The sequence below is a fragment of the Pseudoalteromonas sp. S3785 genome (genome assembly GCF_005887365.1).
Lineage (GTDB): Bacteria > Pseudomonadota > Gammaproteobacteria > Enterobacterales > Alteromonadaceae > Pseudoalteromonas.
Map to the genome: position 1 here is coordinate 38,332 of NZ_PNCT01000008.1, position 22,923 is coordinate 61,254.

20 protein-coding genes are annotated in these 22,923 nt (G+C 40.6%); 11 read left to right on the forward strand and 9 right to left on the reverse strand.

Annotation, left to right across the window (positions count from 1 at the left end; genetic code table 11):
• The first annotated feature begins 71 nt into the window (after positions 1–71).
• Positions 72–485, forward strand: coding sequence for an alternative ribosome rescue aminoacyl-tRNA hydrolase ArfB (gene arfB, locus CWC17_RS02830; RefSeq protein ID WP_138540125.1), 414 nt, complete (start codon positions 72–74; stop codon positions 483–485).
• Between the two features lie 78 nt (positions 486–563).
• On the opposite strand, the gene CWC17_RS02835 is transcribed toward arfB, so the two are convergent.
• The 5 genes from CWC17_RS02835 to CWC17_RS02855 all read right to left on the reverse strand — a co-directional run bounded on the left by CWC17_RS02835 (position 564) and on the right by CWC17_RS02855 (position 4,792).
• The gene (locus CWC17_RS02835) at positions 564–1,613 is read right to left on the reverse strand and encodes a DUF2955 domain-containing protein (RefSeq protein WP_138612037.1); all 1,050 of its coding nucleotides are present in this window, start codon (positions 1,611–1,613) and stop codon (positions 564–566) included.
• A 10-nt stretch (positions 1,614–1,623) separates the two neighbouring features.
• A complete protein-coding gene (locus tag CWC17_RS02840) occupies positions 1,624–2,688 on the reverse strand; it encodes an HlyD family secretion protein (RefSeq protein WP_138612038.1) in 1,065 nt (354 codons plus the stop codon).
• Between the two features lie 8 nt (positions 2,689–2,696).
• Positions 2,697–3,170 (reverse strand): MarR family transcriptional regulator, encoded by a 474-nt coding sequence (locus tag CWC17_RS02845; RefSeq protein WP_055013517.1) that lies wholly within the window; start codon positions 3,168–3,170, stop codon positions 2,697–2,699.
• Between the two features lie 121 nt (positions 3,171–3,291).
• Positions 3,292–4,176: a spermidine synthase gene (locus CWC17_RS02850; protein ID WP_138540121.1), complete on the reverse strand. Its 885-nt coding sequence runs from the start codon at positions 4,174–4,176 to the stop codon at positions 3,292–3,294.
• Complete coding sequence (locus CWC17_RS02855) at positions 4,169–4,792, reverse strand: fused MFS/spermidine synthase (RefSeq protein ID WP_055017023.1); 624 nt, start codon at positions 4,790–4,792, stop codon at positions 4,169–4,171. The genes CWC17_RS02850 and CWC17_RS02855 overlap by 8 nt, the downstream gene beginning before the upstream one ends.
• Positions 4,793–4,953: 161 nt before the next feature.
• Between CWC17_RS02855 and CWC17_RS02860 the strand changes: the two genes are divergently transcribed.
• Positions 4,954–7,035, forward strand: a complete 2,082-nt coding sequence (locus CWC17_RS02860) for a TonB-dependent siderophore receptor (protein ID WP_138612039.1) — start codon at positions 4,954–4,956, stop codon at positions 7,033–7,035.
• 77 nt (positions 7,036–7,112) lie between these two features.
• Here the strand turns inward: CWC17_RS02860 and CWC17_RS02865 are convergent, their stop codons facing one another.
• Positions 7,113–7,988, reverse strand: a complete 876-nt coding sequence (locus CWC17_RS02865; RefSeq protein ID WP_138612040.1) for a LysR substrate-binding domain-containing protein — start codon at positions 7,986–7,988, stop codon at positions 7,113–7,115.
• A 195-nt stretch (positions 7,989–8,183) separates the two neighbouring features.
• On the opposite strand from CWC17_RS02865, the gene CWC17_RS02870 reads away from it, so the two are divergent.
• On the forward strand, positions 8,184–8,750 hold the full coding sequence (locus CWC17_RS02870) for a hypothetical protein (protein ID WP_249935881.1): 567 nt from the start codon (positions 8,184–8,186) through the stop codon (positions 8,748–8,750).
• 380 nt (positions 8,751–9,130) lie between these two features.
• On the opposite strand, the gene CWC17_RS02875 is transcribed toward CWC17_RS02870, so the two are convergent.
• On the reverse strand, positions 9,131–11,212 hold the full coding sequence (locus CWC17_RS02875) for a TonB-dependent hemoglobin/transferrin/lactoferrin family receptor (RefSeq protein ID WP_138612042.1): 2,082 nt from the start codon (positions 11,210–11,212) through the stop codon (positions 9,131–9,133).
• A gap of 139 nt (positions 11,213–11,351) precedes the next feature.
• On the opposite strand from CWC17_RS02875, the gene CWC17_RS02880 reads away from it, so the two are divergent.
• The 4 genes from CWC17_RS02880 to CWC17_RS02895 are packed head-to-tail and all read left to right on the forward strand — an operon-like array spanning position 11,352 to position 14,711.
• A complete protein-coding gene (locus CWC17_RS02880; protein WP_138612043.1) occupies positions 11,352–12,161 on the forward strand; it encodes a heme/hemin ABC transporter substrate-binding protein in 810 nt (269 codons plus the stop codon).
• On the forward strand, positions 12,158–13,210 hold the full coding sequence (locus tag CWC17_RS02885) for a FecCD family ABC transporter permease (RefSeq protein WP_138612044.1): 1,053 nt from the start codon (positions 12,158–12,160) through the stop codon (positions 13,208–13,210). Before CWC17_RS02880 ends, CWC17_RS02885 begins: the two co-directional genes overlap by 4 nt.
• Positions 13,207–13,995, forward strand: a complete 789-nt coding sequence (locus tag CWC17_RS02890) for a heme ABC transporter ATP-binding protein (RefSeq protein ID WP_138612045.1) — start codon at positions 13,207–13,209, stop codon at positions 13,993–13,995. Before CWC17_RS02885 ends, CWC17_RS02890 begins: the two co-directional genes overlap by 4 nt.
• The gene (locus CWC17_RS02895; protein ID WP_138540113.1) at positions 13,992–14,711 is read left to right on the forward strand and encodes a HugZ family pyridoxamine 5'-phosphate oxidase; all 720 of its coding nucleotides are present in this window, start codon (positions 13,992–13,994) and stop codon (positions 14,709–14,711) included. The genes CWC17_RS02890 and CWC17_RS02895 overlap by 4 nt, the downstream gene beginning before the upstream one ends.
• 65 nt (positions 14,712–14,776) lie before the next feature.
• Here CWC17_RS02895 and CWC17_RS02900 read toward each other — a convergent pair whose 3' ends face one another.
• Positions 14,777–15,709 carry a ChaN family lipoprotein gene (locus CWC17_RS02900; RefSeq protein WP_138612046.1) on the reverse strand — a complete coding sequence of 311 codons (933 nt, stop codon included), beginning with the start codon at positions 15,707–15,709 and terminating at the stop codon, positions 14,777–14,779.
• Positions 15,710–16,030: 321 nt separating this feature from the next.
• Between CWC17_RS02900 and CWC17_RS02905 the strand changes: the two genes are divergently transcribed.
• On the forward strand, positions 16,031–18,226 hold the full coding sequence (locus CWC17_RS02905) for a nuclease-related domain-containing protein (protein WP_138612047.1): 2,196 nt from the start codon (positions 16,031–16,033) through the stop codon (positions 18,224–18,226).
• A gap of 572 nt (positions 18,227–18,798) precedes the next feature.
• Here CWC17_RS02905 and CWC17_RS02910 read toward each other — a convergent pair.
• Entirely contained in the window at positions 18,799–19,773 is a 975-nt protein-coding gene (locus CWC17_RS02910; protein ID WP_138612048.1) for a transposase, read from the reverse strand.
• 238 nt (positions 19,774–20,011) lie between these two features.
• On the opposite strand from CWC17_RS02910, the gene CWC17_RS02915 reads away from it, so the two are divergent.
• The 3 genes from CWC17_RS02915 to CWC17_RS02925 all read left to right on the forward strand — a co-directional run.
• A complete protein-coding gene (locus tag CWC17_RS02915) occupies positions 20,012–20,746 on the forward strand; it encodes a DUF2971 domain-containing protein (RefSeq protein WP_138612049.1) in 735 nt (244 codons plus the stop codon).
• Between the two features lie 247 nt (positions 20,747–20,993).
• Positions 20,994–22,154, forward strand: coding sequence for an IS30 family transposase (locus CWC17_RS02920; RefSeq protein WP_138612050.1), 1,161 nt, complete (start codon positions 20,994–20,996; stop codon positions 22,152–22,154).
• 348 nt (positions 22,155–22,502) lie between these two features.
• The coding region (locus CWC17_RS02925; protein WP_138612051.1) for a ZrgA family zinc uptake protein at positions 22,503–22,923 on the forward strand (421 nt) is incomplete at its 3' end.

Below are 22,923 nucleotides of genomic sequence, written 5' to 3' on the forward strand. Positions count from 1 at the left end.
ACTTAAGCTGATTCAGCACAAATATAGCTACTAATGTTATACTGCATTTTTGTCGATAAGAGCTGAACGTAATGTTAACTATTTCAAATACTGTCACTATAGATGAATGGGAACTAGAGCTAACAGCTATTCGTTCGCAAGGTGCCGGTGGCCAAAACGTTAACAAAGTAGCCAGTGCCATTCATTTGCGCTTTGATATTAACCGCTCAAAGTTACCCGATTTTTACAAAGAACGATTACTGAAACTAAACGACTCACGCATTACAAAAGAGGGCGTGGTGGTAATTAAAGCTCAAAGCTTTCGCACCCAAGAGCTAAACCGGGAAGATGCACTAAAGCGTTTAAAAGATTTAATTTTAAGCGCAACTAAAGTAAATAAAGCCCGCCGTGCAACCAAACCAAGCCGCAGCTCGCAGCGAAAACGCATGGATAAAAAAACCAAGCACGGGCAAACCAAAGCCCTGCGCGGCAACATTAAGTTTTAATTCTAAGTTTAGAAATATATAGCTCACAACATTGAAAATTACGCCTACAGCTTATATTTAGCCGTAGGCGTGAGTGGGTTATTCGTAGGTATGATGACGAGTAGCACTAAAACGATTTAAAATATGATGCATTACATACACCGCAGATAAACTGGCCACAATGGCCACCGCTACAGAGCTAAAGCGGTACATGGCGCTATAAACAAGATCTTGCCCTGGGCCAAGAGAGTTGCCAAACAAAATGCCAAAGGTAGTTAATACACCAAACCCTATACCCGGTGCGCCGCCACCTATAATATGAAAGCGACTAAACACAAACGATAACGTCCATAGTATAAGTACCGGAAACAATAAAAAATCGGTGTGGTTATACAATAACACTTGCGCTAACAACGCCGCATTACACCCAATGAGTGTGCCAATAGCACGCTGCCAACCCGCCATACCTGCCGCTTTCCAGCACAGCGAAAACAAAATTAAAACGGATGAGGCTTGCGCCGATATTGAATCTTGCAAATCAAGCACCTGAAATACTACAAACGAAAGCGTAGCGACCGTAGCGCACAGTAGTACCTCATGGCGAATACTTTCTTTTGCCTTTGCAGGTACCGCCCTTACAGCACGCGCGGTTACATCAGGAAAAATACCATGCATAGCAAAAGCGATAGCCGTAGAGAGTAGGGTCGCCAAACCATTACTTAAAATAAGTGGGTAAACACTACTTGTACCGGTTACATAGCTTGAAAAATGCAACTGAATAGATAACCCCACCACACCTAATGCGCCAAATAAAAAAGCCGCACCTGAGCTCATTTGATAAAACAAAAAGCAAAACGCTAAAAATACAATAATGGTCATTAAAACAGGCAGGTGAGAAAAAAAGCCCTGCATAATTAACACCATAGGAATACTAATGGCGGCACTGGCTAAAAACTGGCGCACAATGTGTTTATTTAACACTGGCACTAAACCGAGTAGTAACATAGGGTAAACAGTAAAAAATATACCGTATGGCCAGTTCATTAACTTACTGATAGTAAACCCTAAGGTACAACCACCGGCTATGCGTAGCGCTTGGCGTAATCCATTTGAGTCTAATTGAGGTGCTTGGCTAACTGCTTGAGTCATACTCCCTCCATTAATAAATATAGTGTAGCCAGCTAATAAACCTAATTTGCGCCGATGCTAACCACTGGCCAATTGTTGACTCTGGCAATAATTGTACAGTAGCACGTGCGCCACTTGGCATATTTGCAATTAACTTGGCGTTATCTGGCATCACTAAATGAATACGCTGACGCTGTGCATCGCGCACCCAACGATTACTGGTTTCGGTGCTACTTAGCGCGCCATTGGCGTTGAGTTGCCCGTCGCTAACACCTGCCTCAAATGTACTTATATACGCGTTGTAAACCTCACCTGGGCGGCTATCAAATACCACTCGTGCTTGGCTGCCTGGTTTCATATTGAGTAATGATTTTTCTCTAAAATCGGCAACTAAGTCGGCCTTATTAGCCACAATAGCTAATAGCGGGCTACCGGTTACAGCATATGCGCCGTCAAGCAGTTGTAAGTTAGACACCACACCCGCACTTAGCGCACGTACTTGGGCGTAGGATAAGTTAAGCTCAGCCTGTGCTAATTGGTTTGCAGCGTGGCGAAGCGCTAAATTTTGTGCACCGCTTTCGCCACGTGCAAGCACTGCCTCGGCCAATTGCGCTTCTAATGAGGCGACATTTGATTTACTTGCTTCAAAGTTAGCTTTAATGCTTTCAAGCTCTTGCTCAGAAATAGAGCGTTGCTTATATAATGCTTCGCCACGATTATTGAGTAATTGCTGTTCGTGTAGCTTTGCTTTGGCCGCCGAAATTTGCGCCTCAAGTGCTTTTACATTGGTATCTAGGCGTTTATTTTGTAATTTGGCGTCGTCGAGGGCGAGCTGTGCTTGCTCTAGTGCTAATCTATACGGTTTTGGGTCTATTTCAAATAGTACATCGCCCGCTTTTACAGCTTGGTTATTAGCTACTAATACGTTAGTTACACGGCCACTTATTTGCGGCGCTATTTGCACAACAGGGTGATAAACCCGTGCCTGTGGTGTTACCGGCATGAACATGTCGGCCATTAAATAATAAATAAATACAATTACAAAAGCCCCTAATGAGAGCCTTACATAACGTGTAAATTTTTGATCCGGGGTCATTACGTGCTTTACCCTTTAACTTGGTTTTGAATACAGTTTAGTGCGTTTTTTTCTATTTCAACTATGCCACGCGCGAGTGCGTCGAGCTGCTCAGTGCTTAAACCGCTGTAAAGCTGGCTTTTAATATCAACGAGCTTTTTGTTTAGCGACTGTAAAACAGAGCCGCCTTTATTAGTAAAGTAAATCTTTTTACTGCGCTTATCGTGCTCATCTACTTTACGGGTAATTAATTGCTGCTCTTCTAATTGTTTTAATGTGCGGGTAAGAGAGGGCATTTCTATCCCTAAGCTGTTAGCAAGCTCAAGTTGTGTTAATCCTTCGCCATGCATATCTATATGCATGAGTGCGGTCCAACGTGATTGCGTAAGCCCTAAGGGCTCTACTGCGATGGTAACTGCTTCGCGGCATAGCCTATGGACCCGGCCCATATTACCAATTAAGGTTAAATCGAGCGTTTCGTGAAAAGGTTTTTGAGTCGTCATCACCACTCCAAATTAGTTAGCATGCTAAGCATTTTAACATTAGTTAGCGTGCTAAGTAAATGTGTGGTGTTTTTCAAAAATAAAAAAGCCCCAAAACTGGGGCTAAGTAAATTCTGTACGTTTAAAAATTAAGAAGGTTAGCGGGGGAGTATTGATCAGTCAATATTTTGGTGTTAGCAGGCCAGTCTTGATTGTTTTTGGTGCTTTGCATATAGGTGCTTATTGCTTTCATGTCTACATCGTATTTTTTTAAACGTGGCGCAAGGGCTTTAATACGCTTGTTAAGTTGCGCCTGGGTTGGCATCGTTTTAACGCCTGCTAAAATAATACGGTTAGAGCGGTTAGGGCGGCTTACGTTTATAAAGTCACCAAATACGCTATGGTATGTTGCCGACTCGTGCTCGTATAATTTACTGCTCGAAAACGTATTAGCTGCAATAACACCGCCTTCGGCCAGTACGCTTTTAACTTCTTCAAAAAACTCTTTAGTAAGCAGATGCTCTGGAATGTAGTCGCCATTAAATGCATCAAGAATAATCCAGTCGTACTTTTGCTTTTTAATAGCAGCGCGTTTAATAAATATACGGCCGTCTTGCACGCTTGATGTAACGTTGCCGGTTTCTATAAAGTTAAAATAATCGCGGGCTACTTTTAAAACTGCTGGGTCTATTTCAACGTTATGAATTTTAGCCGCAGGGTAAAGCTCATGAATTACATTAGAAAGCGTCCCGCCACCTAGTCCTATAATAAGCACGTTTTTAGGATTTTCGGTTACTAACAAACTGGCAAAAGTAAGCTTGGTGTAGTTAAAAACCAGTTTGTCGGGGTCGTTTTTATACATACAGCTTTGGCTGGTTTGGCTACTTTTTGTATTAAATTTTAAGCAACGTAAGTCGCGTGTTTCATCAACAATAATATTGCGATATAAAGAGCGCTCCTCGTGTATTACATCGCTTAGCGCCGCGGTTGAGAACACACTGACAGCTAAGAGCAAATATTTAAGCATGAGCCAACTCCTTATTACCAGCCAAGCTATTAATAGCTATAGCCAGTACGCCAAGTAAACCAAGCGTAGACGCAAATGCGCTAATTATAGTATTTACATCAAACGCCAGTACAAAGTAAAACGAGGTAATAATAGTGCCAAGGGCACTACCTAGCGTGCTTACAAAATATAAAATACCCGCCACTTGGCCGCTTTTTTCGCTATCGGTAACTAACAAACGCACCGAGTAAGGCGAGATCATGCCTAAAATTACCGTTGGAACAAAAAATAAAGCTGTAGAGGCAAGCAATGAACCATAGCGTGTGTCTTCAATGTGGGTAAAAATAAATTCCATTATTGGCTGCGAAAACAGCGCAATAGGCACCACCATAATACTGGCGGTTAAAAATATTAAACCATACTTTGTAAGCGATGCATTTTTAGTACTGAGCTTACCACCCAGTAAATAACCAAAAGAAAGGCTGAGCATAAATACGGTAATTATACTGCCCCAAATATGCACACTACTGCCAAAAAAAGGCGCTAATATGCGCCCACCTAAAAGCTCAATACCCATAATGCAAAAACCACTGCAAAAGGCTAAAAAGTAAATTAATGCGTTTGTTTTTATGCTCATAAAAATTATCGTTATGTAACCTAAATAGAACACCATACTAACGTGATGTATACAAAGCTGCTAATGCAATTTTTAAATTCAAAAAAGTCTTTTTGTTATAAAGTAACACATGCTAAACTTATCGTTATAACATCACATTTGTATATTCTCTATTATCAATCATGAAGTACTCTTTAATTTACTTAGCCTGTTTGGGCATTAGTGCGCAAACACTTGCTCAAGCACAAACCGACGAAATTGAAAAAATATCGGTTACTTATAAACAAGCATACCGTGGCGACATTCCTCAAAAGCAAATGCCGCAGTCAATTGTAAGTGTTAGCAGCGCCGCGTTAGATCAAAAAGGCATTACTGAATTACAAGACGCGCTTGATTTTTCGGCGAGTATTTCTCGCAAAAATAACAGCGGTGCATTATGGGATAGCTTTTCTATTCGTGGCCTTTCGGGTAACGAAAACATGCCATCGGGCTATTTAATTAATGGCTTTAGCGGTGGGCGTGGTTTTAGCGGCCCGCGTGATGTATCTAACATTGATTACATTGAGGTATTAAAAGGCCCAGGTTCAGCACTTTATGGGCGCTCAGAGCCCGGCGGTACTGTTAATATTGTAACTAAAAAGCCACAGTTTGATTCTCAAGGTGAGCTAAAACTAAGCTTAGGCAGCGACAGCTTTAACCGTATTGAAGGCGATTACACAAGCGGCATTAACGATAACACTGCGTTTAGAATAAATGGCGCGTGGCAAGATAGCGACAGCTACCGCGATGAGGTGTACACCAATAAAAAGGTGATTACGCCGTCTGTTTATCATCAAATAAACGCATCGACCAGTGTAACGTATGAGTTTGAATACGTAGATTTAGCCCAGCTATTTGACCGTGGCGTTGTAGTACTTAATAACGATTTTAACACCGTACCAAACTCACGCTATTTAGGTAATCCAAACGATGGCGACACGCAGGTGTATTCGCGCGGTCACCAAATTACGTTAAATCACGACATTAATGACGAATGGTCGTTAGTTTTAGGTGCAAACTACCGCAGCTCTACATTAACGGGGTTTTCGTCGGATGCTGAACTTTCGCCGTCGCGCCAATCGTTATTTGACGATGGCCGCACACTTACTCGCCAACAGCGCTATCGCGACTACGAAGTAGAAGACACAAGCGTTAAATTTGAAGTTAGCGGCAGTGTAGATACAGCAGGCATTACGCACCACTTATTAATAGGTGCCGATGCATATAAATACGATTTACGTACAGCGCTTTCACGCTACCGTGGCGGTAATGGTACTTATACTGTTGATATTTTTGAGCCAAATTACGATGTTGAGCGCCCAGCAGTTAGCTTACTTTACGAAAACGACGAAGAGCAAAACGCATACGGTATTTATGTTCAAGACCAAATGGATATTACCGACAAATTTAAGCTGTTAGTTGGCCTAAGATTTGACAGCGTTGACCAAGACATTTTAGAAACCAACAGCGGCGTGTTTTCAACCAGCTCTGAAAGCCAAGTGAGCCCGCGTGTTGGCGTAGTATACGAGCTAAGTAATGCATTAACGTTATACAGCAGCTACTCAGAAGGCTTTTTACCACTAAGTGGCACTGATGCAAGTGGCGACCCGTTTGGCTTTGAGTACAGCGACTCGTTTGAAGTTGGCGCTAAGTTTGAGTACCTAGGCGTAAACGGTACTGTGGCTATTTTTGACGCGTCTAAAAGCAATATGTTAGTGGCAGACCCTGTAAACGTCGGTTTTTCAGCCCCTATTGGTAAAGCCGATAGCAAAGGGTTTGAGCTTGATTTAAACACCTATATTACTGATGCAACCGCGTTTAACTTATCGTACGCCTATATAGATGCCACCACAGCAAACGACATTATTAATGCCGATTGGGGCGTACCAATTAAAAAAGGCAGCCCGCTGGTTAATGTGCCAAAAAACAACCTCAACCTTACGCTTAGCCATCAAACAGCATTAATGGGCAAAGAGCTAAAGTTTGGCGCAAGTTACCAATACACAAGTAGCCGTTTAGGTGATGCCGCCGATTTAAGTTTTAGGCTACCAAGCTACCAATTAGTCGGCCTGTTTAGCAACGTAAACTTAACCGAGCAAACCGAGCTTAATATCAGTGTTAATAACATTTTTGATGAAGATTACGCCGAAAGCAGCTACAACGCTTTATGGGTTTACCCAGGTGCGCCAACTCAATTTAAAATGTCGTTAGCTTATAATTTTTAATAGCTAGCAACTTAAAGTTTTCATCCTAAAGCGTCTTAATGTAGTGGTTAAGGCGCTTTATATTTTTAAGCGCTTTTTTATAAAGAATGCATAAGTTTATTAAGCCAACCATCAGCCTTTGAAGGTTTGTATATCATTACAATGCTTTCACTGTAGTGACTGTTAACCCCCTTTACAGTTAATTTTGTAAGCCCTAAATCGTCAATCACAAAGTTAGGAAAATACGCCAACGCCAAGCCACTTTGCACAACCTCTATTAACGCACTGTAATCGCTACATCTAAATACAATATTGCGCGGTGCAATATCATCTTGCCAGCCGTCGGAGCCTATTCCTTGCTCTAGGCCGCACAGGGGTGAAAACAAAGGGCATGCAAAAGCCGTCTGCAGTAATTGTTTTTTATTAAGCGTTAATACCCCTTTTTGAACTAGCTGATGCGAAGCGTGCGCAGCCACACTAAACCCAGTATTAAATACATCAACCGCCAATAAATTACTATGTGAGCTATTATTTAGTGCCTCGCGAGTCACTAGCGCAATATGCGCCGAGCCTGATGCCACTTGATTTATGGCTTCACCTTCAAACACATTATTAATACGCACCGAGCAGGGTAGGCTACTAAGAGGTGTAAGCAGCTTTTTAAGGCCACTTTTAAGTAAAATCGCTGGGCCTGCAATAACCGCATTAAATTTATGATTATCACTTTTAAAACGACTAGTAAGCTGCTGGTAATTATGAACTAAATCACTACTGTGCTTAACAAACTCTTTGCCTTTATCATTAAGCGCTAAGGTTTTACCCACACGGTTAAACAGCTCTGTGGCTAAGTTTACCTCAACCTTTTTTAGCGTTTTAGACAGCGCTCCTGGGGTAATATTAAAATGCTTAGCGGTTGTATGCAGATTTTGCGAACCCGCCATATGTATTACTTTTTCAATGTCATCTATGTGCATGTGCCAAGCCGTATTGATTAAAAGGAAACAACAAGTTACTTATTATCGATTATTTATACATAAAAACCAGCTTATAGTAGCGCTATATTTATTTTTGAGAATTAACATGAAATACATACTGCTATTTTATTGTCGAGCACAGCGCTTGCAAATACACATCAACACAAAACCCACAGCTACGTGGGATTTCATGGTATGGCACTTATATTAGCGGGCGATAAAGTACTGGCTAGCCACATGCCGTTATACGCCCCTCCACACGACTACCAAATAGTGTATGAAGTAACTACAAGTGACACCCACTTTAATACAATCAAAAGTGTTTTAAAAAAAGCAGCAACCGAGCAAGAACAGATCACTATTTTACCCACCAAATTTGATTTGAACTTATTAATAAGTAAAAAGACACCCACCTTAAATGTAACTGTATTTAACGGGCATTTTGAGCGCGGTGGCAACGCACTGTTTTCAACAAAGCTAACTTTTGAAAAACCGTTATATGTGAAAAAACTCGCTATAACTAAACCCAAAAAAGCAGAGTTTGATTTAATAAAAGTTTCTGCAACGCAAGGCTTAGTAATTCATAAAATACAAAGCAAGCCAAGCTATGACTCGATAAGCTTAGTACCTCTGCGTAATGGTAAATATAACGCAGAGTTAAAGTGTAATACTGCGATAAATACTGCACTTAAAAGTAAGCTAGAGGCCTGTTTTAAAAATGCGCCGAGTTATTTAGAAACCCGAGACTTTACAGTTTTATAAAGTGTAACTATTTAGTAAGTTTAAGATGATAAAGAGCTAAAAGTTTACAGTGACACCCACTGTTAATTTTGTACTTTAGCCATTGCCAGATTCAAGTGGGTGTCTTGTTAAGTTTATAAGCTTAGGTCGTTAACCCAATCAATCGATTGAAAAGTTAAGATGGGTGTCACCTTATAATTATTCCAGTTAATACCGATAAATTAAAATGGGTGTCATTTTAACTAAATCTAAATACAATAATGCGCAGGGCTATTTCATCTGCCAATTGTTGGAGTAAACACCGTTTAAACTCAAAATTAAGATGGGTGTTATTTCAAAATAAACATAAAACGCTACAGCTTTATGCAGCGTTTTATGTCATTTAGTACGTTAAACGCTAATTAAAATTCATAGCTTATTTTGGCTGAAAAGTTACGCCCAGGTTGCGTGTATTGGCTAAAATCAGCACTTGCAGATTGCCCTGCAATTAGCTCAAAGGGTACATATTCCTTATCAAGCAAGTTAAGTACACCTACATTTAGCTGCCACGCTTGCCACTCGTAATTTGCGTATAAATCAACAATACCGTAGCCATGCCCTTGTGTGGTTTTATCGCCGTTTGCATCAAGTACCACATCCGATTGCGATTTAGCTAAACGCCATGCAGCGGTCCAGTTAATATTACCCAGTTCTGTACTTAACAATACTGAGCCGTTTAACGGGCTAATGCTGGTAAGTGGCTGATCGGTTTCTTTATTCTCACCATCAACGTAAGCAACGTTTGCCTCTAGTAGTATATTTTCGGCTACATACATGGCAATTCCTGCTTCTACACCGCTTATTTGTGTTTCGCTAATATTTTGATACTGATACAGCGTTTTGTTTACACCAGGAATAAACGTTGGCTCAACACCCACTACGGCGGTTTCTATAAAGTCATCGTAGGCTGCATAAAACGCGCTTAAGTTCACGCTAAAATCACTACTTGCGTATCTAAGCCCAAGCTCAAATGAGTCGCTGCTTTCTGGGTCTAAATCGGCGTTTGGTAATATTTGGTAAAACGGCTCAACACCGTGGCTTTGATAGGCTTGGTCGTGCGGCGGTATTTTAAAGCCTCGTACGTATTGCCCGTACCACGATAAGTTATCATCCACTTGGTAAATAACACCTAGCTTAGGCGAAAAAGCCGACTCGGTAATATCATCAAGCTGTGCATCGGCGTATAGCTCATCATTTTTAGCCTCTAGGGTGTAGTAATCATATCGTACACCTGCAATAACCGACCACGCGCTGTTTTTAAACGAAATACTGTCTTGTACGTAGGCACCAATTAAAGAGGTATCAGCCCCAGGGAATGCTTTTTGTTTTTGATCTGTAAAATCAACGGTGCCATCGGCTAAAATACGTGTTTTAAAACGTGGGCGGGTGGTGTCGTATAAGTCGATATCAACCCCGTATACCACTTCATGATCGGTGGTTTCTCCTTTTAGCCCTTTATTAAACACCGCTTTTAAGCCTAAAATATTTTGCTCAAAACGATAGTCGTTATAATCGGTGTAAGTGCTTGCGCCGCTAATTTGATCGCTTTGCTGCTCGTAACTACTGTAAGACACTTGCCCGTGCCATTTATCAAACGCAGCAGTTGCTACCTCTGAATGATAATCGAGCGCCAACGACCAGTTAGTGTCGTCTTCTTCGGTTTCTTGAACGGCAGGAGTAATAACTTGCTCAATTGTTTGGTTAAAGTAATCAAGGGTGTATTTAAGTGTGCGCTTTTCATCAAGTTGCTGCTCAAATTTAACTAATAAAGCATCCGATTTTGCATCATAACCGGGTAAGTTTTCGTCATAGTTTTGTACTTCTTCACTGTCGCGGTGGCTATAAACCGCGCCTACTGCAAAATCGCCTAAATCTTTGGCAGCAGTAATATCAGCGGCAACTTGATTATTTTGACCTTGATACCCCAGTGCCATTTTTACAAAGCTGCTGTTATTTTTTAAATAATCACTGGGGTCTTTAGTGGTTATAACCACAATGCCACCCAATGCGTCAGAGCCATATAAAGATGATGCAGCACCTTTGGCGACCTCTACTTGTTTTACACCAGCTACATCAAAGTAATTGCGGCCAACTAAATAACCCCCTCCGCCTGCGTAGCCATCGTTAGTGCGTCGGCCATCTTTTATAAATACAACACTGTTACCGCCAACACCACGTACGGTAAGTGTTTGCGCGCCTGCGCCACTGCCTGTGGTTGCAATGCTTGAATCGTATTTAAACATGGTTTGTAAATCTACAGCTAGCTGGCGCTCTATGTCTTGCTCGGTAATAACAGTAACTGAGCCTGTTACATCTTTAAGTTTTTGTTCAAAGCGAGAGCCGCTCACAACAATATGATCGTCAATTATGTTTTCGGCAAATGCAGTGCCCGAGCCAAGTAATAAGGTTGCTATAGCAGTAAATTTAAAAGCAGAGGGATTCATATCAACTCCAAATGATAATAATTATTATTTATGGCGAGAATGTTACAACTAAGTCAAATTAAGATCAATTGGTTATGATAATCATTTTCATTTAGATTTTGTTAGTTATAATAGCCAAAAAATAAAACCGGAGTATGGAATGAAATACCTATTTGTATTGTTTGCTTTAATAGCCCAACCTGCACTTGCACAAGAGCGTGTTATTAGCGCGGGCGGCACCCTTACAGAAATAATTTATGCGCTAGGCAAACAAAGTACCCTTGTAGCGGTTGATCAATCTAGCATGTACCCGCCACAAGCTACGCAATTACCGCAAGTGGGTTATTACCGAGATTTAGCAGCAGAAGGCGTACTTTCTATGCGCCCAACTACTTTACTAGCACTTGAAGGCGCAGGGCGAAGCCAAGCGCTTAAACAAATTGAGACAACAGGGGTTAAGCTCATTCATTATAAAAAGCCCACCTCAGTTAATGAGCTACTTGAGCTAATAAAGCGCTTAGGTGACGATTTAAATGCCAAGCAAAAAGCACAGTCACTTATTACTCAAATTACTAAAACGCTGCCTAAAAAAGCAAAAACGCAAACGCACCGTGCGCTATTTTTACTCTCAGCTAATGAGCGCGGGCTTGTTGCCGCAGGGCAAGAAACCGTGCCTAATTTATTATTTAGCTATGCAGGTATTACCAATATAGGTGCTACACATTCAGGCTTTAAAGCAATTAATAATGAAGTACTTGCTGTAAATCAACCTGACTTTTTAGTTGCACCAAAGCATGTTGTGCAAAGCCTTGGCGGTAAGCAGGCATTTTGTGAGCAACCTACACTACGGTTATTAAAAGCCGCGCAAAGCTGTAACTTACTTGTAATGGATAGCTTGCTTTCGCTTGGCATGTCGCCGCGTATTGCCACAGCAATTAGTGAGCTTAACGAGTACAAAGCCCACTTATGAACACCCTAACGTTAAGTCGCTTTGTGCCTATAACACTTAGCCAACCCCATAAATGGATGCTATTAACCTCTGTTTTTATTTTTGCTTTGGCGCTACTAAGCATAGGGTACGGGCCTGCCGGATGGGATTGGCGTTTAGCCATTGCTTGGCTTGCGCCCGAGTACTTTAATCAGTTTGATGCCCTGCAAATTAATGTGGTTATGCAAATACGTTTGCCACGTTTTATGCTTGCTGTGCTTGTAGGATTGGTGCTTGCCCAAACAGGCGCGTCAACGCAAGCACTGTGCCGCAACCCATTGGCCGACCCATCTATTATTGGCATTAGTGCGGGTGCGGCCATGGTTGCAGTAGCATTTATTGCACTTAGCGCGCAGTTTAATTTTAACGCTCAGCTGTATTTACCTTATGCCTCGTTTTTAGGGGCGCTTGGGGTTACCTCGCTGGTATATTTTATTGCCAAGCAGCAGGGGCAAATAAATATAACCACACTTATATTAGTGGGTGTGGCTATTAATGCATTAGCCTTTGCGGTTATTGGGCTACTGAGCTTTTTTGCCGACGACAGCGCATTACGATTAATAAATTACTGGACCATGGGCTCATTAGGCGGAGCAAGCTGGAGCACAATTATTCAAGCTGCGCCATTACTGCTTATTAGCCTAATTGGCCTGTGGCGTTTAAAAAATCCTATGAACTTACTTCTTATTGGCGAGTCACAAGCTCAGTACCTAGGAGTAGACACAAATAAGCTTAAATTATATGTAATTATACTTGTAGCCTTAGGGGTAGGTGCGGTTGTAGCGCTTACTGGTTTAATAGGGTTTGTTGGTTTAGTAGTCCCGCATATTGCCCGCTTAATGGTGGGGCCGCATTTACGTAATATGCTGCCGCTTTGTATGTTAATTGGCATAGTAGTATTGCTACTTTCAGACTGGTTAGCACGCTTAGTCGTTATGCCTGCAGAGCTACCTATTGGCATTATTACTGCGCTTTTAGGTGCGCCATTGTTTATTTATTTAATCGTTAAAAATAAGCGAGGTTGGTCATGATCGCGTTTAGTAATCTAAGCGTTGGCTTTGGCAACCATAGCGTTTTAAACACCATTAATGGCAGTGCTAAACAAGGGCAACTTGTTGCACTACTTGGTGAAAATGGCGCTGGTAAGTCTACTTTGCTACATACCTTAGCGGGTATGCATGCCTTTACAGGTAGTGTACTTTTTAATAACAAGCCATTGGCCTCTCACGCTAAAAAAAGCCTAGCCACACAGCGCGCGGTGATGATGCAAGCAAACCACGTAGGGTTTGATTTTACTGTATTTGAGCTTATTGCAATGGGCCGCTACCCGTATGTAGAGTCATTAAAAATGCAAAGCGAAAAAGTACATAAATACGCCGCAATTATGGATTTAAGTAATTACTTAACTCGCCGCGTAAGTGCGCTTTCGGGCGGGGAGCAACAACGCGTGCATATGGCGCGTACTTTAGCGCAGCTAAACGCCTTTACACAATCGGCCGAGCCAAAACTCATGTTGCTCGACGAGCCTACATCAGCACTTGATATGCGCCACCAACATGCTTTGCTCAGCTGCGTTAAAGCGTTTGTGGAGCAGGGTAACAGCGCCATTATTGCAATACACGATCTAAATTTGGCCAGCCTTTATGCAACCGATGCTATTTTACTGCACAACAAAAAAGTGCTGCAAAGCGGGCCTATAAACACCGTATTAACTGAACAAAACTTACAACAAATGTACGCCATGAAACTGCATGTAAATCCTCATCCTTATAACGATGCACCCATGGTTTTTTCTCAACGTCAGGAGTTTTTATGAGAGAGCAAGCATTAAACGATGCACGCACCTTGGTTTACAAAACCAATGCCGGTGTTATGTCGACTATTTCTAATAATTTACGCGGCTACCCGTTTGGATCAGTAACCCCTTATATGTGCGACGAACAAGGCCGTGTTTACTTTTTTATTAGCGATATAGCCCAGCACACTAAAAACCTAAAGCACGACTCTCGCATGAGCCTTACCGTATTTGATGCTGCCGACTACGGCGATCAAAACGAGCACGGGCGAGTAACGCTTGTAGGGGATGGCTCTGTTGTGCCAAGTGAGCACGCACACACTTTACTTAATAACTATATTGCCCTATATCCCGAAGCCGCTAGCTATCGCAACGCGCACGACTTTCAGTTATGGCAATTAGACGTAGTGCGCGTGCGCTACATTGGCGGCTTTGGAAAAATATTTTGGCTTGAACAAAACGAATGGCAAGGCGAGGCAAAAAACTGGGACGAAAACCAGCAGCAAAGCATGATAAGCCATATGAACGACGATCATCAAGATGCTATGTCGCTCATATTAATGCAGCACTATAACGTTGCTGATAACACCCCAATAATGAGCGGCTTATTACCCACAGGTTTTTATATACAAAGCCAAAAGCGTAACTACTTTATTAACTTTAAAACCCAGTGCAACAGCCCGTTAGAGGTACGTAAAGCGCTGGTTGCGTTAACTAACCAAGCTCGAAGTGACTAAATAAATAAATGACGACATAGTTAACCTGAACTCTGATTAAGAGATTCACTAACTATGTCGTTGTTTCATAAGCAAGCTGTTTGCTCGCCTCGTTTGGCTAAAGCCTTAAAAGCCGCTTGTTGATGTTCTTTTTGTACATAGCGAGTAGGCAAAGGGTTAACCTGCAATTGGTACCCACTTTGATTAGCTTGCACACTTGTTACCGGCGATACCCAAACAACATTTAACTCTGGCGCTAGACGCTTAATAACACGTGCTATACCTTCGCCATTTTTTACATGAAAATCGCCCGCTATATGCATTACCTGCGCATCTTTATGATTATTTAAATAGTTAACGATAGACTCACCCATGGTTTCATCCCAGGTAACTTGCGCAGCATAATAGTTTTCGTTTTGACTCACCGAGCCGTGGTGCATTGAGGTCATAAAGCGTTGTTTATAATCACTGGGGGACGTATCAATAGTGGCTGCAATGTAGCGGCGTTGTTTATCATCAAGTTTATTGAGGTAACTTATGCCTTGCCTGCCAATACACGTAACAATATTTTTAGGCGCATTTGCAGCTATTACATCGCTATTGTTCGTTTTTGCCAGCTCTATAAGCGCACGGTAGTCGCTTTTATAATTAGGCCACGCTTGGGTGTTATCAATTAAATACTGCTCACCAATTTCACTTTTAATGTACTGGTTTAAAATAGGCTGATCGGCACGGCTAAACTGCTCAAGCGAAAGGGTAGTGCGTTTATTACTTTTGCTTAATTGCTCAAATAACTCAGCCTGAAATAAATGCACGCCCGGGTGCGTATGCCATTCACCTACTAAAACCACATCGGCATTTAATAGCGTGGGCTCTAATAATACAGAGCTAACAGCCTTTGCTTTGGCATTATAAAGTGCTGAGAAATACAGCGATGAGCTTTTATCGGGCAGCACAGTGGTTGTACTACAACCACTCAAACCCATAACTAACGCCAGAGTTAACATAGACTTTTTCATACACACCTTTTAAAACCTGTTAATACAAATAATTATCAATATCATATATTTATAATCCGTATTAAGCCAGCCAAAAACAGGACAAAATAAATAAGTAAAGAAGAGCAAATAACGCATTGTAGAGTGCAATTGATAGACAGTTAAGGGCGAGGAGCAGACGGTCGGGTAAACTCGTTTTTGGACAGAAACGAGTTTGTATAATTGCTGTAACCCCGTGGCTATTGATTAAAGTAACTAATGAAAAACAAGGCCTTCATCTAATTGATATGCTTCAGTATGTGTTAAATTGGGTATAAGTAACCATACATATCACGGAATACTATGAGAACTGAGCAAGAAATTTTTGATGAACTAGAGGTAATTGCTGCCCAAGAAGGTTTCTGGGAGGTTATAGCTTTTTTCTGTTGTAAAGACACTTTTATTCATTTTTCTGGTGGAAAGTTGGACGCTGAAGCCTTCGCGCAGGCATTTGATAGAACTCGCTTATCCAGAACTGAGCTTTCAACACTCATTGGTTTAGCGTGTAAAAGCGGATTCAGAGATAAGCAATTGAGCTTAGATGAATTAAAAGAAAGAGCGGAACATGTCTGGCATCTTCTTGATGAATTACATCATAGCTTTTATCCACCACTAGACTTTGCTGACTTGTCCGAAAAGGTTGGTGATGATATCCCTAATTTTGGTGAGTTCATGCGAGAACTAGCCCCAAATAGTGATAAAAATCAATTTATGCGAGAAGCTATTTTTTACGGAGGGGATGGGGTTTTTAAACATCAATATAGAGATTTAGCCAAGCGTAGATATTCTCTTGATGAAGATTGGCTTGAGGCAAACAAAGGGTTCAAAATCTCTCAAGCAGTTGATGTCATTTCGGCTATAGAAAAAATTCAACTAGAAAAAGCCAATCAATTAGCCTCTTCAGCGAAAAGCTGGCCATTGCCATACCACCTACCTATGTTCATTTTTACCATCTCTGAAGTTGTAACACAAAGTGGTTTAGGCGAGAAGGTTGTCGAGGCTGTGATCGCAGCTTTATCAGCCAACCCTGAAGAAGGAATGCAATGCTTTAAATCTGTAGATGATTTTAATCATAAGAATGCGTTTCCTATAATAAAAACTGGTGAAGACACCTTCGTCAGTTTTCAAGCCTACAGTTTATGGGAAGCTCTTTATGAAAGCCCATTCTTTTGGTTTAACGAAGACAAAGCTTACAAGTCTATTGCAAGCAAACACAGAGGTGCTTTTACTGAAAATTTTACAGCAGAACGCCTAGCATTATTATTTGGCGAAGAGAACGTTTTAACCAATATCGATATCTTCGATGGTAAAGACAAAGCTGGTGAGATTGACGTTTTAGTCACATTTGGTCGTTTCGCGATAGTAGTGCAAGCCAAGTCTAAGAAGCTGACGATTGAAGCTCGTAAAGGTAATAGTCAGCAGCTTGAAGACGATTTTAAGAAAGCGATTCAAGACGCTTATGACCAAGCTGACTTGTGTAGCAAACTCTTGCAAAAAGAAGGTTATATTTTCAAAGACGAATCTGGCAAAGAAGTTAATATTCAATCAGATTTCAAGGCGATATTTCCTGTTTGTATCGTATCAGACCACTTCCCAGCCCTTGCTGCGCAAGCGCGACACTTTCTAAAATATCAAACAACCAATGTAATAAAACATCCCTATGTAATGGATGTGTTCTTAGTAGATATGATTACGGAAATGCTACCATCTCCCCTCTGGGTTCTCGATTACCTTCTCAAACGGAGTGAGTATGGTGATTCAATCCTTTCTAATCATGAACTAGTAATTCTTTCAACTTACATCAAGCAAAACTTATATTTTGAGGAAGATCCGACACTAGTTATGCTTGACGATGATATTTCCACAGATCTTGAATTGGCCATGTTAGCCAGAAGAGATGGCCATGATGGCCCGAAAACTCCCGAAGGTTTTCTCACATTTCCTAGAAAGTCTCATGTTGGAAGAATTATCGATGAGATTGAGTTTTCGGCAGATTATTGTCTTCAGAAGCTAGGATTACAGCTTCTATCTATGAGTGGTAATAGTATCGTTCTACTCAATGAAGCTATTTCAAAGATGATTGCTCAGTTTAAAAAAGATCAACAGCACCATGATATATCACTTCCCTTGTTAGAGGAAAAAACTGGTTTAACTGTCCATTGTAATGAAGATGAGAATGATACTGCCTACAAGAAACTAGTGACACATTGTGAGAAGCGAAAATACACATGCAAAGCAGAATCTTGGGTTGGATGTTGTTTTAGCCCAACTAAAGATAAATTCCGATTCGCTTCATACCACGAAGGTAAGTGGAACAAATCAGATGAAATGGATAGATTAGTTGCGGATCTAAAGCCTATTTCACCAGAGCATCACATAGAAGACGTAAGAACAATTTCCTTTGGTAAGCAGCCACAGATAGAAGGCAGAAAAGTAGGAAGAAATGACCCTTGCCCATGCGGCAGTGGTAAGAAATATAAACGATGCTGTATACCATAATTCTGATTTAGTGGTAAAAACCCAATCGTTTGTGAGCCTCGCATTCATAGCGAGGCTTATTCGTATTGGAATCGCTTATTGATTTAAATAGTATTTAAAACTCATTTTGGGGCAGAAACGAGTTACGCTTGAGTGTTCGTTTATGGCACTCTCCAGTCATTCAACAACATAAAATGTTGATAATAATTGGCAAGGTATTTTACTGTGTCGGATGGCGCTTCGCTTATCCGACCTACACTAGCACATACGCGGCTGAAAAATTTAATTTTATAACTATTATCTCTTAAAATTAGCGACCTACTTATGATGAGTTAACTATTAATTTTAATAACCGCTAACATATTGCAACTAAACTAGACAGCCACTTCAATTGCAACTAAACTAGACAGCCACTTCAATTAAAAAATAAAACTGTGCCATAAAATCTACTTTTAGGTTAATTATTTACCTTTCCTACTCGGTTATTTTAATTTCATCCATTTAGTAAGTCATTAGCGCCCTTAAACCTAAATTACACGCATGAGAATAACTGCATAATTATAGTTTTAATTTCTTACTAAGAAGTTTACGTCTTATGCGAGTAGCTTTTCGCAATTACTGATATTCGCTCGTCGCTTTCGGTTTAAATTTTCACAGTAACTTACTTGTGAAGTGGGCCTGCCTACTGCGCCATGAAATACGCGCGTAAATTGTGTGGTGAGCTTTAACCAGTTTTCTGGGGAGATATTCACCCTGTCTAGTAAAGGCAAATGTGTACTTTCAATATACCCTCGCTTGTCTTCTCGTATACAACGTCCTGTTAATTCAACAAGTTCAAGGTACGATTTAAGCTCAAACGGGAGTCCTTTTGGCATTATTTGGCGTGGCATGCCTGCAAAGCGAAGTAGTTTTTTTGGTTGTTTGCCATCCTTTGCATTTGTTAAACGTTCTTGGACGCTGGTATGGTCTGACTCTTCTGGGGTGTTAGCCATTTTAGCTCTAATAGGATTTAAATCTACATACGCCATACAGGCGGCAAGTGCGGCTTCATCTAATAATGCTTGAGACGTAAAGCGCCCCTCCCAGAATCGTCCTGTGCAGTTATCTTCTTTATTCGCTCTGCGCGCAATGTTTTCATTTAATAACCGCATAAACCAGCTGATGCTTGATAAGCGCTCTCGATATTCCTTTACCGTTTTATTAAAAAAGATAAGTTCAGCTTTACTTAGCTTTTCACCCTGTATGTACTTTTGCGTCAATACGGTGCCTTTACAGAGTGTATGCCAGCGAATAATAATCGCTTTATCATTCAGCCTATTTGCTTTTTTATCATCAACATACAATACTAAATGGGTATGGTTACTCATTACTGCGTAAGCACATACATCAATACAAAATACCGCTGCTAATTCAAGTAGCTTATCTTTAACCCAACTTCGTCGATGTTCGTAAGACTTGCCTGTAAAGTGGTCTTCACCACACAGAAAGGCACGACGAACACACCGTGAAATACAGTGATAATATTTTGTATCAACCAAACTTACCTGGCGTTTTCTTGCAATAGCCATAAAACACCTGCTCACTTTTTAGACTAACTGAAATTTAGTCATTAGCCTTAGAAAGTGCAAATTTAGGATGGATGTCTAGTTTATTTTTTAGTTTATTTTTTAATTACTTGTTTACAAAGGTAATTATTGGTGAAATTATCGGAGTATGTAATATACGCCGCTTTGGTGTGTTATAAACCTCCAAAATGGTGTTCAATAAGCTGTTATGTGATTGGGCACAGCTGAGAGTCTGTCGAAAATGAATAATCCAGAAATAAAATCACTGTTTAAATACAAACCATTAAATAATTTTACTTTAGATATTATCGCAAATAATAGGATTTATTATCCAAAGCCAGAATCATTTAATGATCCATTTGATACACAGTGCTCCTTTAAGAACTCGTCAGCTATAATCGAAGCTAACGATCAGGATAAAATCAAAAAGGCGTTTCCTAATGAAAATCCAAATGAGGTTCTTGCTTACACAAGAAAAGACCTAACAGGTGACATTGATTCTTTTAAAAAGGAACTTAAAGATTTTGGTATTTTATCCTTAGCTGAAGATGAAAAAGATATATTAATGTGGTCTCACTATGCTGATGATCACAAAGGAGTTTGTATCGAGTTCGAGCGAAATAATTCAAATGAACTAGGTAATTCAAAAGTTACTAGAAAGGTTGCATATACTAAAAATTATCCATCAATGAATGTTAAATCACTTCTTTCAAAGGATGGTCATGAAAAGTCTTTGATGCGTGTTTTATATACAAAGTCTGAGCATTGGAGTTATGAAAGAGAGTGGCGAAACTTTCAAGCTGATGGTGGAAAAGTTTATCCTATTCCGGGAGAAATATTATCAATAACGTTTGGGGCTCGCGCATCTGATTTGGATATAGATATTATAAAAAAACTTGTTGGTCATTCTATACCGTTATATCAAGCACAACTTAAAGAAAATGAGTTCGGTATCAAGCTGAAAAAAATCGTATAAAAAAGCTTAGTTAGCTGGAGCGTTATTACTCTATGAGTTACGGATTCGAAATTAAACATTATCTATGGAGTTTTTCAGCTAAGTCGATGTGTCCTAGATAACTTATGATATTTGGACTTATAGGAAAGCTTTACCACAAACTAAACTAGACAGCCACTCTAATTACTCAGTCGAACTTCGGTAAAGAGCTGTGAGTTCAACTGGTGAATGCAACGCTATCCTTATTATTAGTTAAAGGAGCGTTTACATGAAACAGAGAAAGCGTATTTATTATAATGCAGAACAAAGAAGGTTAATTTGGGTTCGATATCAGCGCGGTGATAGTGCGCATGATATAGCAAGATTATTTGATCGATACCATTCATCTATATTAGGTATTATCCATAAAACAGGTGGTGTTCGGCCGCTTGAGCCCAAACGCTCACCAACGACACCAACTCTCGCAGAGCGAGAAGACATTTCACGAGGGTTAGCAGCAGGTAAGTCACTTCGAGAAATAGCGAGATATCTTAATCGCTCTCCTTCCACTATTTGCCGCGAAGTAAACCGCCACGGCGGGATTAAAAAATATCGAGCGAGTAAAGCTGACAAAATTGCCTGGGAAAATGCCAAACGCCCTAAGCCTTGTAAGCTGTATGGCAACAAAGAATTATGTTTAATCATTGCTCAAAAGATGGAATCTGCATGGTCACCTCAGCAAATTTCTGGTTGGCTTAGGCGGAGATATCCCAATAATGAGGATTTGAATGTGTCGCACGAAACAATATATAAAACCCTATATATACAAACCCGCGGCGCCTTAAAAAAAGAGCTACAAAAACACTTAAGGACGCAGCGGGTAGTCAGGAAATCAAAACACGCCACTCTTAAAGGTAAAGGGTTAGGAAGGATAGTTGACGCTGTACCAATTAGTGAAAGGCCATCAAATGTTGAAGACAGAGCTGTTCCAGGCCACTGGGAGGGAGACTTGATCCAAGGCTCAGGAAACAGTTTTATCGCGACTCTAGTTGAGCGGCACTCTAGGTATGTAATGTTAGTGAAAGTACCTAGTAATAAAACAAAGCCAGTAATCGAAGCGTTGATTAAACAAGCTAATAAGTTGCCTGCAGAGCTTTATAAATCATTAACTTGGGACAGAGGATGTGAGCTTACTAATCATAAAGACTTTACTCTAGCTACAGATATTCAAGTATATTTCTGCGACCCACAATCACCTTGGCAACGCGGTTCCAATGAAAATACAAATAGGCTATTAAGACAATACTTTCCAAAAGGAACTAACTTAAATGAGCATTCTCAGATAAGATTAAACCAAGTTGCCAGACAACTTAATGAGAGGCCGCGGAAAACACTGGAATACGAAACACCTGCGGAGCGATTTAATCAGTGTGTTGCATCGAGTGGTTGAACTCACAGCACTCTCCAGCCATTCAACAACATAAAATATTGATAATAATCCGCAAGGTATTTTACTGTGTCGCATGCCGCTTCGCTTATCCGACCTACACTGGCACATACACGGCTGTCAAAATTGAATCCTATTAATCAATTTCGATAACTAAACTTACCCCCGTAATTACGACCCTTTAACAACCACGTTTAACAATAAAGCTTTTTAAACATTAGATCGCGTTGATTCTGTAACCCCTTTTAATAACTAGTTAAACGCCCTTAATTATTATCTTTTTAGGATACTATCAATATGTTATATTATAACAAGTGATATGTTTAGCTCTATTTAGGTAAGGGTTAGTTTATGAAATTGGTTACTCAAGGGCTGAGTATTGCCCTGCTATTAGGGTTGGGTTTTAGTGCTCATGCGCAAAAGCGTGTGCATGTGCATGGGGAAGGTGAGTTACTTATTGCTCAAGAGGGCAATGTGCTGCAAATGCAGTTTATTATTCCGGCTGCCGATGCGCTGGGGTTTGAGCACCAAGCTACTACTGCATCTGATGAAAATGCCATTGATGTACTTGCTCAGCAATTAAAAAATAGTAACCATGCTATTGATATAAAAGGGCAGTGTATTTTACAAAGCACCGAAAACTCGCTTGCTCACAGTCATAGTGAACTTGATGAGCACGATGAGCACGATGAGCACGATGAGCACGATGAGCACGATCATCATAATGTTGAAGCCACCTACAATTTTAACTGCAAAACACCGCTAAAAGTTT

What these genes read in the sequence shown, in the direction of transcription:
- arfB (WP_138540125.1), top strand. Translation starts at nt 72, where the DNA reads ATGTTAACTATTTCAAATACTGTCACTATAGATGAATGGGAACTAGAG.
- CWC17_RS02835 (WP_138612037.1), bottom strand. Translation starts at nt 1,613, where the DNA reads ATGACTCAAGCAGTTAGCCAAGCACCTCAATTAGACTCAAATGGATTA.
- CWC17_RS02840 (WP_138612038.1), bottom strand. Translation starts at nt 2,688, where the DNA reads ATGACCCCGGATCAAAAATTTACACGTTATGTAAGGCTCTCATTAGGG.
- CWC17_RS02845 (WP_055013517.1), bottom strand. Translation starts at nt 3,170, where the DNA reads ATGACGACTCAAAAACCTTTTCACGAAACGCTCGATTTAACCTTAATT.
- CWC17_RS02850 (WP_138540121.1), bottom strand. Translation starts at nt 4,176, where the DNA reads ATGCTTAAATATTTGCTCTTAGCTGTCAGTGTGTTCTCAACCGCGGCG.
- CWC17_RS02855 (WP_055017023.1), bottom strand. Translation starts at nt 4,792, where the DNA reads ATGAGCATAAAAACAAACGCATTAATTTACTTTTTAGCCTTTTGCAGT.
- CWC17_RS02860 (WP_138612039.1), top strand. Translation starts at nt 4,954, where the DNA reads ATGAAGTACTCTTTAATTTACTTAGCCTGTTTGGGCATTAGTGCGCAA.
- CWC17_RS02865 (WP_138612040.1), bottom strand. Translation starts at nt 7,988, where the DNA reads ATGCACATAGATGACATTGAAAAAGTAATACATATGGCGGGTTCGCAA.
- CWC17_RS02870 (WP_249935881.1), top strand. Translation starts at nt 8,184, where the DNA reads ATGGCACTTATATTAGCGGGCGATAAAGTACTGGCTAGCCACATGCCG.
- CWC17_RS02875 (WP_138612042.1), bottom strand. Translation starts at nt 11,212, where the DNA reads ATGAATCCCTCTGCTTTTAAATTTACTGCTATAGCAACCTTATTACTT.
- CWC17_RS02880 (WP_138612043.1), top strand. Translation starts at nt 11,352, where the DNA reads ATGAAATACCTATTTGTATTGTTTGCTTTAATAGCCCAACCTGCACTT.
- CWC17_RS02885 (WP_138612044.1), top strand. Translation starts at nt 12,158, where the DNA reads ATGAACACCCTAACGTTAAGTCGCTTTGTGCCTATAACACTTAGCCAA.
- CWC17_RS02890 (WP_138612045.1), top strand. Translation starts at nt 13,207, where the DNA reads ATGATCGCGTTTAGTAATCTAAGCGTTGGCTTTGGCAACCATAGCGTT.
- CWC17_RS02895 (WP_138540113.1), top strand. Translation starts at nt 13,992, where the DNA reads ATGAGAGAGCAAGCATTAAACGATGCACGCACCTTGGTTTACAAAACC.
- CWC17_RS02900 (WP_138612046.1), bottom strand. Translation starts at nt 15,709, where the DNA reads ATGAAAAAGTCTATGTTAACTCTGGCGTTAGTTATGGGTTTGAGTGGT.
- CWC17_RS02905 (WP_138612047.1), top strand. Translation starts at nt 16,031, where the DNA reads ATGAGAACTGAGCAAGAAATTTTTGATGAACTAGAGGTAATTGCTGCC.
- CWC17_RS02910 (WP_138612048.1), bottom strand. Translation starts at nt 19,773, where the DNA reads ATGGCTATTGCAAGAAAACGCCAGGTAAGTTTGGTTGATACAAAATAT.
- CWC17_RS02915 (WP_138612049.1), top strand. Translation starts at nt 20,012, where the DNA reads ATGAATAATCCAGAAATAAAATCACTGTTTAAATACAAACCATTAAAT.
- CWC17_RS02920 (WP_138612050.1), top strand. Translation starts at nt 20,994, where the DNA reads ATGAAACAGAGAAAGCGTATTTATTATAATGCAGAACAAAGAAGGTTA.